The 13630-nt window shown below is 71.5% G+C and carries 12 protein-coding genes; 7 read left to right on the forward strand and 5 right to left on the reverse strand.

From position 1 onward, the window contains the following. Positions 1–37 precede the first annotated feature (37 nt). Both ACPEEZ_RS12415 and ACPEEZ_RS12420 read left to right on the forward strand, forming a co-directional pair. Positions 38–1768: an MFS transporter gene (locus tag ACPEEZ_RS12415; protein WP_423919489.1), complete on the forward strand. Its 1731-nt coding sequence runs from the start codon at positions 38–40 to the stop codon at positions 1766–1768. Positions 1769–1942: 174 nt separating this feature from the next. Further along, complete coding sequence (locus ACPEEZ_RS12420; RefSeq protein WP_423919491.1) at positions 1943–3079, forward strand: acyltransferase family protein; 1137 nt, start codon at positions 1943–1945, stop codon at positions 3077–3079. Positions 3080–3126: 47 nt separating this feature from the next. Here the strand turns inward: ACPEEZ_RS12420 and ACPEEZ_RS12425 are convergent, their stop codons facing one another. Further along, the gene (locus ACPEEZ_RS12425; RefSeq protein ID WP_423919494.1) at positions 3127–5775 is read right to left on the reverse strand and encodes an alpha/beta fold hydrolase; all 2649 of its coding nucleotides are present in this window, start codon (positions 5773–5775) and stop codon (positions 3127–3129) included. Positions 5776–6195: 420 nt separating this feature from the next. On the opposite strand from ACPEEZ_RS12425, the gene ACPEEZ_RS12430 reads away from it, so the two are divergent. Further along, complete coding sequence (locus ACPEEZ_RS12430) at positions 6196–6987, forward strand: sulfite exporter TauE/SafE family protein (protein ID WP_423919496.1); 792 nt, start codon at positions 6196–6198, stop codon at positions 6985–6987. Between the two features lie 112 nt (positions 6988–7099). Then, positions 7100–7471, forward strand: coding sequence for an MmcQ/YjbR family DNA-binding protein (locus ACPEEZ_RS12435; RefSeq protein ID WP_423919499.1), 372 nt, complete (start codon positions 7100–7102; stop codon positions 7469–7471). 87 nt (positions 7472–7558) lie between these two features. Here the strand turns inward: ACPEEZ_RS12435 and ACPEEZ_RS12440 are convergent, their stop codons facing one another. Continuing rightward, complete coding sequence (locus tag ACPEEZ_RS12440; RefSeq protein ID WP_423919502.1) at positions 7559–8161, reverse strand: response regulator transcription factor; 603 nt, start codon at positions 8159–8161, stop codon at positions 7559–7561. Continuing rightward, positions 8158–9369 (reverse strand): sensor histidine kinase, encoded by a 1212-nt coding sequence (locus ACPEEZ_RS12445; protein WP_423919505.1) that lies wholly within the window; start codon positions 9367–9369, stop codon positions 8158–8160. Before ACPEEZ_RS12445 ends, ACPEEZ_RS12440 begins: the two co-directional genes overlap by 4 nt. Before the next feature lie 131 nt (positions 9370–9500). Here ACPEEZ_RS12445 and ACPEEZ_RS12450 point away from each other — a divergent pair, with 131 nt between their 5' ends. The 3 genes from ACPEEZ_RS12450 (at position 9501) to ACPEEZ_RS12460 (ending at position 12023) form a co-directional block, all read left to right on the forward strand. Further along, positions 9501–10445, forward strand: a complete 945-nt coding sequence (locus tag ACPEEZ_RS12450; protein ID WP_423919508.1) for an ABC transporter ATP-binding protein — start codon at positions 9501–9503, stop codon at positions 10443–10445. 118 nt (positions 10446–10563) lie between these two features. Then, entirely contained in the window at positions 10564–11283 is a 720-nt protein-coding gene (locus ACPEEZ_RS12455; RefSeq protein ID WP_423919510.1) for an ABC transporter permease, read from the forward strand. Between the two features lie 101 nt (positions 11284–11384). Further along, a complete protein-coding gene (locus ACPEEZ_RS12460; RefSeq protein ID WP_423919512.1) occupies positions 11385–12023 on the forward strand; it encodes a GNAT family N-acetyltransferase in 639 nt (212 codons plus the stop codon). Positions 12024–12107: 84 nt separating this feature from the next. Here the strand turns inward: ACPEEZ_RS12460 and epsC are convergent, their stop codons facing one another. Beyond that, a complete protein-coding gene (epsC, locus tag ACPEEZ_RS12465) occupies positions 12108–12662 on the reverse strand; it encodes a serine O-acetyltransferase EpsC (protein WP_423919515.1) in 555 nt (184 codons plus the stop codon). 1 nt (position 12663) lies between these two features. Next, positions 12664–13602, reverse strand: coding sequence for a cysteine synthase A (gene cysK, locus ACPEEZ_RS12470; RefSeq protein ID WP_423919517.1), 939 nt, complete (start codon positions 13600–13602; stop codon positions 12664–12666). Positions 13603–13630 lie beyond the last annotated feature (28 nt).

Raw genomic sequence — 13630 nt, forward strand, 5'->3', positions numbered from 1 at the left:
ACCCGCTCGACGGGCGCGCAGCACGAAAGGCCTCGACATGTCCCACGCCCCCACGGCTCCCGCGAATGCGGCGCCGGCTGTTCCGAAACACGCCTGGTACGCGCTGGTCGCGCTGCTGCTCGGCATGTTCATCGCCCTGCTCGACACGACCATCGTCAACGTCGCGCTGCCTACGATCCGCACGTCGCTCGACGCGTCGGAGTCGACCCTCTCCTGGATCATCTCGGGGTACGCGCTCGCGTTCGGCCTCACGCTGATCCCGGCCGGTCGTATCGGCGACCGCATCGGTCACAAGTGGATCTACTTCTCCGGTGTCGCCCTGTTCACCCTCGCGAGCCTCGCCTGCGGTGTCGCCCAGAGCGACCTGCAGCTCGTCGTGTTCCGCGTCGTGCAGGGTCTCGCGGGCGGCATCTTCGTGCCCGCCGTGACCGCGTTCATCCAGCTGCTCTTCCCCGGCCGGTCCCGCGGCAAGGCCTTCGCGATCATGGGCGCCGTGATCGGCGTCTCGTCCGCGCTCGGCCCGATCATCGGCGGGTTGATCATTCAGGCGTTCGGTGACGAGAACGGCTGGCGTCTCGTGTTCTTCGTCAACCTGCCCTTCGGTGTCGTGACGTTGATCGCCGCCGCCCTCCTGCTGCCCAAGCGCGACAAGAGCGCGCCGCGCCCCGAGAAGGGTCTCGACTGGATCGGCGTCGTGCTCGTGTCGGCCGCGTTCGTCGCCCTGCTCGTGCCGCTCATCCAGGGCCAGGAAGACGGCTGGCCCCTGTGGACCTGGCTGTCGCTGGCCGGCGGCGTCGTGCTCCTCGCGGTCTTCGGCTTGTGGGAGCACAGCTACACGAAGCGCGGCAAGACGGCCCTCGTGCCGCCGAAGCTGTTCGCCCACCCGTCGTTCACGGGCGGCGTCGTACTCGCCCTCGTCTACTTCGCGGCGTTCACCAGCATCTTCTTCACGATCTCGCTGCTCTGGCAGTCGGGCCTCGGTCACAGCGCCCTCGCCTCGGGTGCCGTCGCGATCCCCTTCGCGGTCGGCAGCATCGTCAGCTCGTCGCAGAGCAACCGCCTCGCCCAGCGTCTCGGTCGCAACGTGCTCGTGCTCGGCACGGCCCTGGTCGCGATCGGCCTGATCTGGATGTGGCTCATCCTGTCGAACACCGAAGCCGCCGACCTCACGAACTGGATGCTGCTGGCACCGCTGCTCATCGCCGGTCTCGGCAACGGATTCTTCATCGCGCCGAACGTGCAGTTCATCGTCGCGACGGTGGATCGTCAGGACGCGGGCTCGGCGAGCGCCGTCATCTCGGCCATCCAGCGGATCGGCTCGGCCGTCGGCATCGCGATCATCGGCAGTGTGCTGTTCGGCGCCCTGCCCACGGGTCGCGAGCTCGCCACGGCCGCCGGTCGCGCCTCCGGTTTCACCGACGCGTCCGCCGCCGCCATGGGCGTGAGCGCCGCGTTCGCCGTGCTCGCCTTCGCCCTCGTGTTCGCGCTGCCCCGCCGCGTCTCGCACGGTGGCCCGCCCTCGGCGGGAACCCAGGCGCGAACCCAGGAGCCGCGAACCCAAGACGCGGGAACCCAGGAGGCGCGGGCCGGGTCGGCCACGCAGGAGTCACGACCCGGGTCGGTCACGCACGAGCCCGCCCATGCGGCCCCCGCGTCGGCGTCGCAGGACGCGCCGGCCGGCGCCTCCGCAGGCGATGCCGCGAGTGCCTCCGCAGGCGCGCCGCACCACGGCGCCCACGTCGCTCCGGTCGACGAGAACCGCAGCTAGCGACACCCCTCCGAGGCGCCCGTCGACCCTGGTCGGCGGGCGCCTCCGGCGTTCTCCTGAGCTGGCCCCGGCAGCGACGCGCCAACCGCAGGAGGACGTGGGCCGGCCCTGTCGCCTGCCCGCGCCTCCTTGCGTTCCCGGGCATTTGCAATGCAGGAGGCGCAGACTGGCCCGATGCCTTTCGACCCGCCGATGTCTTCAGCCCGTCGCGATCGCGTTCTCCCCCTCGACGGTCTGCGCACGCTGGCCATCGCTTTCGTGGTCCTGTACCACCTCCACGTCCCCGGATTCGGCAGCGGATTCATCGGCGTCAACGTCTTCTTCGTGCTCTCGGGCTACCTGATCACCACGCTGCTCCTGCGCGAGCATGCGAACACCGGGCGCATCCGTCTCGGTCGGTTCTGGATGCGTCGGCTCCTGCGTCTGTACCCGACGCTGCTGGCCGTGGTCGTCGTCGGCATCGCGCTCTGGGCCATCGTCGGCAGCTATCAGGGCGCGAAGATCGGGCCGGTCGGCGCCGCGGCCGTCGCCCTGAGCTACACCGGCAACCTGGCCCGAGCCTTCTTCGGCTCGTCGCAGGGCGTCTTCTCGCCCATGTGGAGCCTCTCGATGGAGGAGCAGTTCTACCTCGTCTGGCCCCCTCTGCTCGTCCTCGCCCTGGCCTTCGCCGCGCGCCGTCGGGCGATCATGATCGGTCTCGCCGTCCTGGTCGCGGGCTCGATCATCGCCAGCGGGTTCCTGTACGAGCAGCCGTCCGGATCGGCCACGCCTGACATCTACTTCAGCCCCGTCCTGAACGTCGCTCCCTTGTTGATCGGCTGCCTGTTGGCCTTCGCGCTGCGTTCCGCGCGGGGCCGCGCCGTGTTCGAGGGCCGTTTCGGCACGGTCGCGACCTGGGTCGGTTTCGCAGGAGTCGTCGGCTCCCTGTTCGTGATCGGCTCCGGCTGGCAGCAGCAGGTGCACGTGTTCACCGGTCTCATGCCCGGTGTCGCGGTGGCGTCCGCCCTCCTGATCGGTGGGCTCATCAGCCGACCGTCCGTCATCGCCGGCGCGTTGTCGCTCGGTCCGGTCGCGTGGTTCGGTCGTGCCGTGTCGTACCCGCTCTACCTCTGGCACGTGGTCATGATCGCGCTCATCACGCCGGTGCTGACCGGGGCGCTGGGGCAGGTGCTCGTCATCGTCGCATCCGTCGGTGTCGCGATCGCCTCGCACTACCTCGTCGAGCGACCGGCTCTCAAGCTCAAGAGCCGGTTCGAACCGAAGGAGGCGCGGCCCACCCGCGCCCCCGAACGCGAGCTCGCGAAGGTCTGACCTGCACGGCCGCGCCGGACCGGGCGCCGGCCGGCGCGGCGCACGGGTCAGATCCCGTCGATCGCCCTCTGCAACTCGTCGGCGAGCTCGGTCGCGTGCGGCTCGCGCAGGAGGGACGAGTGCTCGGCCGCGATCGCGACGAACGAGCTCGGGCCCGACAACACCGAACGCCAGGCGTCCGGTCCGTCAGGATTCCCCTCGGCCAACACGAACAGGACGCGACCCGCATAGGGTTTCAGCCTGTATTTCCGACCGGCGAGCGTTGCGTGGTCGAAGAAGGCGTCGAACTGCATCTGGCCGCCGAACTGCACCATGCCGGCCGCCCGCGCACGCACTCGTTCGCCTAGTTGGCGGGCCGCGGGCAGCCCGTCGGGCAGCAGGCGCGCGACAGGAGCGCGCAACGCACCGGCCACGCGACGCAGCGCCGTGCTCGGTGTCGGCCGCGTCGGCAGCTTCTGGAACTCCAGCTCGGGCATCACGCCGGTACTGCGGGGCATGAACGTGTCGAGCAGCCCGACGAGCTCGACCTCCTGGCCGCCGGCGACGAGCTGGTCGGCGATCTCGAGCGCGACGAGCCCGCCGAAGGAGTGCCCGACCAGCACGTACGGCCCCTTGGGCTGGATCACACGGATGATCTCGAGATAACGACGCGCGGCCGACTCGACGCTCCAATCGGGCAGCGCACGCTGCTCGAGCCCGTGGGCCTGGAACGCATACACGGATCGGTCGTCGAGGTGTCGCGACAACGGCAGGAAGGTCAGCGCAAGAGCGCCTGCGCCGGCGAACGCGAACACCGGAGTCCGCGACCCGCCCGTGCGCAGCGTCACGACGTCGGGGTGACTGGGCAGCGCTTTCGCCGAGCTGGTGACGCGTTCGGTGAACTCCCGCAGCGTCGGGTACTCCAGCAGTTGCGTGGAGGCGAGGTCGACGTCGAACCGCTCGTGGACGGCGGCGAGCATCTCCTCCGCCGACAACGAGTCGCCCCCGAGGGCCATGAAGTCGTCGTCCAGTCCGACGTCGGTCAGTCCGAGCGACTCGCCCCAGATGCCGGACATGATCTGCTGGCGCATGTCCTGCACCTCGTCCACGGGCACGCGCGGTGCCACGGGCGGCAGTTGCTGCCGGTCGACCTTGCCGCGTTCGTTCCGCGGTAGGGCGGGCAGCTGCACGATGTGCGTGGGCACCATGTACTCAGGAAGCACGCCGCGCAGACCCCGCCGCAACGCCGCGGGCGACGGCGGCCGCACCGTCGGCTTGGTGACGACGTACGCGATCAGGTACGTGACGGCCGGAGGCGCGACGACCGGAGTCACGACGACCTCCGTCACATCGGGCATCGTCATGAACGCCGCCTCGATCTCGCCGGGCTCGACGAGGTAGCCGCGCACCTTGACCGCGGCATCCGCCCGACCGAGCAGCACCAGGTCGCCGTTGCCGTCGAACCGCCCGAGGTCGCCCTGACGGCAGGTGGGTCGGCCGTCGTCCGCGACGCCGAACCGCATCGCGGTCTGCTCCTCGTCGTTCAGGTAGCCGTCCGACAGGTAGTCGGACACGACCAGGATCTCGCCGGCCTCGCCCTCGGCGACCGGTGCTCCGTGCTCGTCGACGAGCCGCACCTCCTTGTTGGCCGAGATCGACCCGGCCGGCACGATGCCGTCGGGCACGGGAGCCCCGCCCGGGATCTCGAACGTGGCGATCCCGCCCATCTCGCTCGAGCCGGTGCCGTTGAAGTAGGAGGCGGTGGCCGGCAGGTGACGGCGCATCAGGAGGACGTCGCGACCGGTGATCGCCTCGCCCGCCGTCGAGACGGCGCGGATGTGGGTCAAGACCTCGTCGTCGCCGAGGGCCCCGGCGATCGACCGGAGCAGGTGGGGAGTGCAGGAGATCGCCGTGAGCCGGTGCTCGCGGACGAAGTCGACGAACCCGGAGATGCCGTCGTCACGGGTGTCGTAGACGTAGAGTCCCGCACCGGAGGTGAGCCCGCTGTACATCGAGAACGTGCCGGCCACGAAGCTGAGCGGGAAGACGAGGGCATTGCGGTCGGCCGGCGTCATCCTGAACGACCGACCGATGTGCGCCACGTCGTTGAGCAGCTGGTCGTGCGTGACGATGACGCCCTTGGGCTTGCCGGTCGAGCCGGACGTGAAGACGACCACCACGGTGTCGCGCCCGTGGCGGGCGAGACCGCGCTCGAGATCGACGGCGGCGAGCTCGGACTCGGTCGCCGCGTCGGCGGAGGCACGCAGCTCGTCCCACGACAGCACGGCCACGCCGGCCTCGAGCAGCTCGGGCGGCTGTTCGCCTGACGAACCGACGCCACGATCGCTGATGACCGTCTCGATGCCGCCGATCTCGACCACGTGCCTCAACCGGGCGCCGGGCAGGTGCTGGTCGAGCACGACGAGCACACGACCGGACCTCACGACGGCCAACGCCAGGACGACGGCATCGGCGTCGTGCCCGACGAAGACGCCCACCGGCGCATCACCCGGCGGCAGTTCACGGTCGAGGACGCCGACCAAGGCAGTCGTCAAGCGGTCGAGCTCGGCGTAGCTGAGCGCGCCTCCTGGGTCGGCGACGGCGATGCCGTCCGGATTGGCCGCGACCACGTCGCGGAAGCGCTCGAGCACGTTCGCGATCGGTCCGGGGACGGTGAGGGGGGCGAGTAGATCGATGACGTCGACGCGTTCGGGCATGCGCGGCGATCCCTTCGGGTAGGGAGCGATGCGGCCGGCGGGGTCGGCTCGGCCGGTGGTGCGAGCGGTGCGGGTGCTAGGTGGTGCCGGGTGCGCGGGTCGGGATGCGCGTGGTGCCGGTACAGCGGGGTGACGCGGGTCGGGTCGGATGGTGCGGGAGGCGCGGGTCGGGAACTCAGGATCGGGTGCGAGTTCGGGTCGCGACACGGCGGGGGTAGGGCGCCGGTGTGCCGAGGCTACCTCCCGCGATGCCGGTAATCCAGAGCTGCGCGTGTTAAATGTCCTCCTTCTGGGGGACGCGCGGGTGAGGCCTGCGGGTGGGCGCCCCTCACCCGTCGTTTCCGGCCCCTCCCCGCTCCTCCTCCTGATCGACCGACGGTCGATTCGCCGTCACGGGGCCGGGAGTGGTTCGCTGTCGAGGTGACCACTGGCTCGTCGTCCCCTGTCTCGCCGCCGCTGTGGCGCCTCCTCGTCGTCGGGGTGGTGGGCGGACTCCTGTCGGGTGCGTTCGGCATCGGCGGCGGCATCGTCATGGTGCCGCTGCTCACCGCATTCGCGGGCCTCGACGCCAAGCGCGCGTCGGCGGCGTCGCTCGCGGCGATCCTGCCGACGTCGATCGTCGCCTCGATCACGTATCTCGTGCAGGGCGAGGTCGACCTCGTCGCCGCCGCGTACGTCGCAGGAGGGTCGGTGGTCGGCACGATCATCGGCGGCTACCTCCTGAGAGTCGTCGCGACGCGAGTGCTGCAGTGGCTGTTCATCGGCGTGATCGTGCTGGCTGCGGCTCGACTGCTGCTCGTCGGCGATGCGCGGTCGACGTCGGCCGCGCTGATCCCCGACGGAGCCTGGAGCGGACTCGTCCTCGTCGCCCTCGGCCTGTTCATGGGCATCGCCTCGGGCCTGTTCGGCATCGGCGGCGGACTGATCGCCGTACCGGGCCTCGTCGGGCTGGTCGGCGAGACCGATCTGGTGGCGAAGGGCACGTCGCTCGTGGTGATGATTCCGACCGCCCTGATCGGCACGATCGGCAATGCGCGCCGCGGATTCGTGGTCGTGACGCCGTCGCTGCTGCTCGGCGCGGCGGCCGCGGTGTCGTCCTTCGGTGGCGTCGCCCTCGCGTTCGCGATGCCGGCGCGGGTGTCGGCGGTGCTGTTCGCGATCCTGCTGCTGGCGGTCGCCGTGCAGCAGGCGGTGCGGGCGATCAGGAGCTGAGCCGGCCTGCCGCGACCCCCGGGCCTCGCGGCCCCGCGGCCGTGCGACCCCGCGGCCCCGCGGCCCCGGGCCTCGCGACCGGAGCGTCGGAGGCACAAGGCAGCATGTCGGCATGTCAGGTTCACCGTCACGCGGCCCGGATCTCGCCGCGGTGCTGGCCATGTGTGCCGAGTTGCCCTCCGCCGTCCTCGGCAATCCGTTCGGCGAGGAGGTCGACGTCTTCACGGTGCGCGGCAAGATGTTCGCGATGGTCGACCTCGTCCACTCACCGAACCGCATCACGCTGAAGGCGGTGCCCGAGCACGCGGAGCACCTCGTGGCCACGCACGCCGCCATCACGCCCGGCTATCACATGAACAAGCGACACTGGATCACGATCGCCCTCGGGGGCGGGCTCGATGCCCAGACCGTCGAAGACCTCATCGGCAACTCGTACGACCGTGTGATCGCCGCTATGCCGAAGAGCCGCCGTCCCGTCGCCTGACCTCGCCCCGCGGGCGGTTGCGCCTGCCGACGGCGCCTGCCGCCGCCGGCACGGGCGGCAGCGGCAGCGGCAGCGGCAGCGGCAGCGCTACAGCCAGCTGCGCTCGCGCGCGACGCGGGCGGCCTCGTGCCGGGACGACGTCCCGGTCTTCTGCAGGGCCGACGACAGGTAGTTGCGCACGGTCCCCGACGCGAGGTGCAGGCGGGTGCTCATCTCGCGCACCGACAACCCCTCGGTGGTGAGCCGGAGCGTGTCGAGCTCACGATCGGTCAGCGGGCAGTCGTCCATCATGGCGGCGGCCGAGATGTCGGCGTCGATCCAGCGTCGACCTCCGTGCACGTGCAGGATCACGCGCTCGAGCTCGTCGGGGTCGACCGACTTCAGCAGGAACCCCCGCACGCCGGCCGCCAGGGCACGCCTCAGCACACCCGGCCGCCCGTGTCGGGTCAGCAGGACGACGGCCTGGTCGGGTCGGCGGGTGAGGATGGCCCGTGCCGCGTCGATGCCGTCGAGACCGGGCATCTCGAGGTCGAGCAGCACCACGTCGGGGTCGTGCTGCTCGGCCAACGCGACCGCTTCGACCCCGTCGGCGGCCTGCGCCACGACCTCGATTTCATCGGAGAGGCCGAGGAGGGACGCGATCGCACTCCTCAGGAGGGTCTCGTCGTCGGCCAGCAGGACACGGATCATCGGTCGCCCCCCGGCACGCTCTCGCCTGAGTTCGCGACCGTGGCGGAGTCGCCGGCGACCGTGGCGGAGACGCCGGCGACCGTCCTCGGGGACGTGACCCGTGCCTCCTCGGGGCGTGCGTCCTGCGCTCGGGCCTCCGTCCTGAATTCGCCGCCGTCGTGGCGCGTCGTCAGGACGCCGCCGGCGTCGCGGAACCGCTCGGCGAGCCGCGCGAGGCCGCGAAGTGGGCGGACGTTCGCGCCGGCTCCGTCGTTGACGACCGCGACCCCGCCGGCGGACAGCTCGACCACGACCCGTCGGGCTTCGGCATGGCGCAGCAGGTTGGTCGTGGCCTCTCGCACGAGGTGCCCGAAGAGCGCGTCGAGCGGATGTCCTGCGGGAGCGACACCGTCGACACGCAGCTCGATCCCGGCGGCCTCGATCAGGGCGGTCGAGTTCGCGAGCTCGCCGGCGAGCGTGACCGTGCGTTCGCCATAGGCCAGACGCCGGGTCTCGGCGATGGTCTGGGCGATGAGCTGCTCGGCCTCGGCGACATGCGCGCGAGCGGCGTCGATGTCGCGATCGAGCATCTTGCCGGCGAGCTGCAGCTGCAAACGGCTCACGTACAGCGTGTGCCCCTGGATGTCATGCAGATCCGACGAGAACCGGTAGCGCTCGCGCAACACGGCCAGCTCGGCCTCGGACTGCCGCAACGAGTCGACCTCGAGGTAGAGCCCGAACTGGTAGCGGCTCAGCCGGTAGGTGCCCCACGCCGAGATCATCAGGATGATCGCGGCCACGGTCGTTCCCCACCGCTCGGACTCGGACGCCACGACGAGCGGCGGGAGGATGGCGAGGACGATCGCGAGCGCGGTCAGACGGACGTCGATGTGCGGTGGCGTCGTCGCGACGAGGGCCGCCGAGAGCGCGAACGGGACGACGGCGAATCCTGAGGCGCCGCCGACGACAGCGAGACACCAGACCGCGTACGACGACACGAGGGCAGCCACGACCAGGAGGCGCGGGCCGCCTCGCTCCCAGAACAGGCTCTGCACCGCGACGACGGCGCCGGCCGCCGCGACCGCGAGTCCGATCGGCAGGGTCGGCATCTGCGGCAGGAGCACCAGCACGAACACGAGCGCGACCCACACGAGAGACCACGTCGTGTAGCGGCGCATCCGTTCGAGAGGAGGCGCGGCGCGGGTCGTTCCGTCGGTCGCGGTCGGCATGCGTCCACGGTATCGGGAGCCCGGCGCGGTCGGCAGCGCAGGATGTCACGCCGCACGGTGACAAGTGTCACGGCGGACGGGTGGCGCGATGGCACTACTGCCCGGACGGCAGCTCGGGAATCGTCGAGGGCATGGACGAGATCATCACGAACACGGGCACCGCCCCTCACTCCGGTGCCGACGACACCACCGCAGCCGACGCCGTCATCCGCGTCTCGGGGCTCGGCTTCTCGTACGGCGACTTCGATGCCGTGTCGGGTGTCGACCTGATCGTCCGACGGGGCGAGCTGTATGCCCTGCTCGGCACGAACGGCGCCGGCAAGACGACGACGCTCGAAGTGCTCGAGGGGCACCGGCGCCCGACCGCGGGCACCGTCGAGGTGCTCGGCGGCGACCCGACGGACCGGTCGCACACCCGCAAGCGGATGGGCATCATGCTGCAGGACTCGGGGCTGCCCGGCGAGATGACCGTCCGCGAGAGCGTCCGTCTGGCCGGTGCCGTCTCGGGCCGCGACGACGACGTCGACGACGTGCTGGCCCGCGTGGGCATCGACTCGAAGTCAGGAACGCGGGTCGCCCAGCTCTCGGGCGGCGAGAAGCGCCGCGTCGACTTCGCGATGGCGGTGTGGGGCACGCCCGAGCTGGTGTTCCTCGACGAGCCGACGACGGGTCTCGACCCGCAGGCCCGCGACGACCTCTGGGCACTCGTCGGACGTCTGCGCGAACAGGGCGTCACGTTCGTCCTGACGACCCACTACCTGGAGGAGGCGGAGCGCTACGCCGACCGCGTCGGCCTCATGCACCGCGGGTCGATCAGGAGGGAGGGCACCGTCGCCGAGCTCACCGCCGGAGCCACGACGACCATCCGGTTCGTCTCCCCCTGTCCCCTCGACGAGCTCCCGCTCGCGGCGGCCGGCACCGAGAACGGCCTCGCCGTCATCCCCACGGACGACCCGCAGCGGGACGCTTCCGTCCTGCTGACGTGGGCGTCCGAGCGCGGCTTCGCCCTCGACCGCTTCAGCACGCACGAGACCGGGCTCGACGACGTCTTCCGCCTGCTGGGCCAGGCGTCCTGAGCACGGCGCCTCGCCTCCTCCTGACGAGCCGACCCGCGCCCCCGCCGGGCCGCCCCCTCCCTGCCGACGCCCCGTCCGCACCGTACCTTCCCCGTCCTCTCCTGAAAGGCCGACCGCCATGAGCTCCGCCACCGCCACCGCGTCCATCGCGACCGCCGAACTGCGCATGATGCTGCGCAACCGCACCGTCGCCCTCAGCGCCCTCCTCGTCCCGCTCGCCTTCGGCGCCTTCCTGCTCTTCACGAACGGCGCCTCCGCCGGAGGCGTGCTCGCCGGCATCCAGATCATCGGCATGGTCGGCATGGGGGTGTACGTCAGCGCGACGACGACCCTGGCGGCGCGACGTCAGACGCTCTTCCTGAAACGCCTGCGCGGCGGCGCGGTGTCCGACCCGAGCATCCTCACGGGTCTGCTCGCCCCCGTCGTGGTCGTCAGCCTCGCGCAGCTCGCGATCGTGCTCGGTGTGTTGGCCGCGCAGGAGCCTCCCGTGCACGCCTGGCTGCTGATCGTCGCCGTGCTGCTCGCCGAGGCGATGTTCGTCGGCCTCGCCCTCGCGACGGCCGGATTCAGCACATCGCCCGAGCACGCCCAGTACACGACGCTGCCGCTGTTCTTCCTGACTCTCGGCACGGCGATCTGGTTCCAGTTGACCGGTGTCGACGACCTCATCGCCGTGAAGCGACTGCTGCCGGGCGGTGGCCTGATGGAGTTGATCGTGCTCGCCTGGAACGGCGGCGACCTCGGCCTGCTGCCCTGGCTGCTCCTGCCGTCGGTCGGCTGGGCGGTGCTCGGAGTGCTGGCAGCCGTGCGGTTCTTCCGGTGGGAGCCGCGGCGCTGAAGCCGGGCCCCCGCGAGGCGCCGCCGCCGCCCGCCGCCTCACACGGTGGCGCCTTCCCCCCGGGAGGCGCCACCGTCGGCGGCGAGTGGCAGACTCGCGCCGTGCCTGATTCGCCGACACCGCCCCTGCCGCCCGGCTCGATCCTGACCGATCGGCTGCTGCTCTCTCCCCTCGCGGACGACGACGTCCCCGAGCTGCACCGCATCTTCGCCGACCCCGACACGTGGCAGCATCTGCCGAGCGGCCGCCACACCGCCCTCGCCGAGACGGCGGCGCTCGTCCCCTCCAGCGAGGCGAGTCGCCGCGACCACGGCCTGGGACGGCTCGCCGTCCGTCTCCGCCGCTGTGACGTCGACGCTCGACCACGGACGAGACCCGGCTCGAGCCCCGCCGACGGATTCGGCCCCGTCGTCGGCGTGGCGGGCGCGACGATGCAGTCGTTCGGCGCCTGGAACGTCGGCTACCGGCTCGACCCGGCCGTGTGGGGTGGCGGGCTGGCGACCGAGGCGGCCCGCGCCTCCATCGTGGCGGCACAGCAGGCGTCGCCGCATGTGCCGGTCACGGCCAGAGCTCTGTCGAACAATCAGGCGTCGGTGCGGGTGATGCAGCGGGCGGGGCTGCAGATCGTCTGGCAGGGCACGAGTCACCACGAAGTCGAGACGGCCGGGCTCGATCGCGTCGTCGCGAGCGACCGCCCGCTCGACGCCGAGACGCTCGAGAGGCTGATCGCGCTGGGCTGACGACCACACCCCCGCACGACGACCTCAGGAGGCGCGGCGCGGCCTCAGGAGGCGCGGCGCGGCCTCAGGAGGCGCGGCGCGACCTCAGGAGGCGCGGCGCGGCCTCGCGACGGCCGGAACGCCCACGGCGACGCAGCCCTCCGGCACGTCCTTCGTGACCACGGCGCCGGCTCCGACGATGCTGCCCGCCCCGACCGTCACGCCGCCGATGACGGCGGCTCCGGCACCGACCGTGACGCCGTGGCCGAGCACGGGGTGCCGCCGCCCGCGGGCACCGACGCCGCCCTTGCCACCGAGCGTCACGCCGTGGAAGAGCGTGCAGTCGTCACCGACCACGGTCGTCTCACCGATGACGAGCCCCATGCCGTGATCGATGAAGAGGCGCTCGCCCAAGAGGGCGCCCGGGTGGATCTCGATGCCGGTCGCCCCGCGTGCCGCGTGCGCCAGCAGTCGGGCGACGGTGCGCGCCCCGAGCACGCGGGCGAGCCCGCGCGCCCGCCACAGGCGACTCGTCACGCGGTGGGCCCACACGGCGTGCAGGCCCGGGTAGACGAGCAGTGTCTCGAGGCGTCCTCGGGCAGCCGGGTCGCGCCTCCGGACGGTCTCGAGGTCTTCGCCCAGGCGGGCGAGCAACCGCACGTCAGGCGTCCGCGAGATCCTGGAAGAGAACCGTCGACAGGTAGCGCTCGCCCGTGTCGCAGACGATGGCGACGATGCGCTTGCCGGCGTACTCGGGGCGCTTGGCGATCTCGAGCGCCGCGTGCACGATGGCACCGGACGAGATGCCGGCGAGGATGCCCTCGTCGGTGGCGAGTGCCCGGGCCACGCGCAGGGCGTCGTCGAGCTCGACGGGGAACACCTCGTCGATCTGGTCGCGGTCGAGCACGTCGGGGACGAAGTTGGCGCCGATGCCCTGGATCTTGTGCGGGCCGGCCTTGCCCTGCGACAGCAGCGGCGAGTCGGCGGGCTCGACGGCCACGACGTGCACCCCGGGGATCTGCTCGTGCAGCACCTGGCCGACGCCGGTGATGGTGCCACCCGTGCCGACACCGGCCACGAAGACGTCGACCTGGCCGTCGGTGTCGCGCAGGATCTCCTGAGCGGTCGTCTTGCGGTGGATCGCCGCGTTCGCCTCCGTCTCGAACTGCTGCGCCCAGATCGCGTTCTCGGTCGACTCGACGATCTCCTTCGCCCGCTCGACCGCGCCCCGCATGCCCTCGCTGCCGGGGGTGAGCACGATCTCGGCGCCGTAGGCCTTCATGACGGTGCGTCGCTCGACGCTCATCGTCTCGGGCATCGTCAGCACGACGCGGTAGCCGCGCGCGGCGCCGACCAGCGCCAGGGCGATGCCGGTGTTGCCGCTCGTGCCCTCGACGATCGTGCCGCCCGGCTTGAGCGCGCCCGCCGCCTCGGCCGCGTCGACGATGGCGACGCCCAGGCGGTCCTTGACGCTCGCGCCCGGGTTGTAGAACTCGAGCTTGGCGAGCACCTCGGCGCCGCCCTCGACGGGGAGGCGGTTCAAACGGACCAGGGGCGTGTTGCCGAACGCATCGGTGATGTCGGCGTGGATGGCAGTCATGACGGGATTCTAGGTCGTCGCGCGTGAC

This window comes from Frigoribacterium sp. 2-23 (assembly GCF_049601585.1).
Lineage (GTDB): Bacteria > Actinomycetota > Actinomycetes > Actinomycetales > Microbacteriaceae > Frigoribacterium.

Coding starts and splice junctions, on each gene's coding strand:
- ACPEEZ_RS12440 (WP_423919502.1), bottom strand. CDS start 8,161: ATGATCCGTGTCCTGCTGGCCGACGACGAGACCCTCCTGAGGAGTGCG.
- ACPEEZ_RS12450 (WP_423919508.1), top strand. CDS start 9,501: ATGGACGAGATCATCACGAACACGGGCACCGCCCCTCACTCCGGTGCC.
- ACPEEZ_RS12420 (WP_423919491.1), top strand. CDS start 1,943: ATGCCTTTCGACCCGCCGATGTCTTCAGCCCGTCGCGATCGCGTTCTC.
- ACPEEZ_RS12455 (WP_423919510.1), top strand. CDS start 10,564: ATGAGCTCCGCCACCGCCACCGCGTCCATCGCGACCGCCGAACTGCGC.
- ACPEEZ_RS12435 (WP_423919499.1), top strand. CDS start 7,100: ATGTCAGGTTCACCGTCACGCGGCCCGGATCTCGCCGCGGTGCTGGCC.
- ACPEEZ_RS12445 (WP_423919505.1), bottom strand. CDS start 9,369: ATGCCGACCGCGACCGACGGAACGACCCGCGCCGCGCCTCCTCTCGAA.
- cysK (WP_423919517.1), bottom strand. CDS start 13,602: ATGACTGCCATCCACGCCGACATCACCGATGCGTTCGGCAACACGCCC.
- ACPEEZ_RS12415 (WP_423919489.1), top strand. CDS start 38: ATGTCCCACGCCCCCACGGCTCCCGCGAATGCGGCGCCGGCTGTTCCG.
- ACPEEZ_RS12425 (WP_423919494.1), bottom strand. CDS start 5,775: ATGCCCGAACGCGTCGACGTCATCGATCTACTCGCCCCCCTCACCGTC.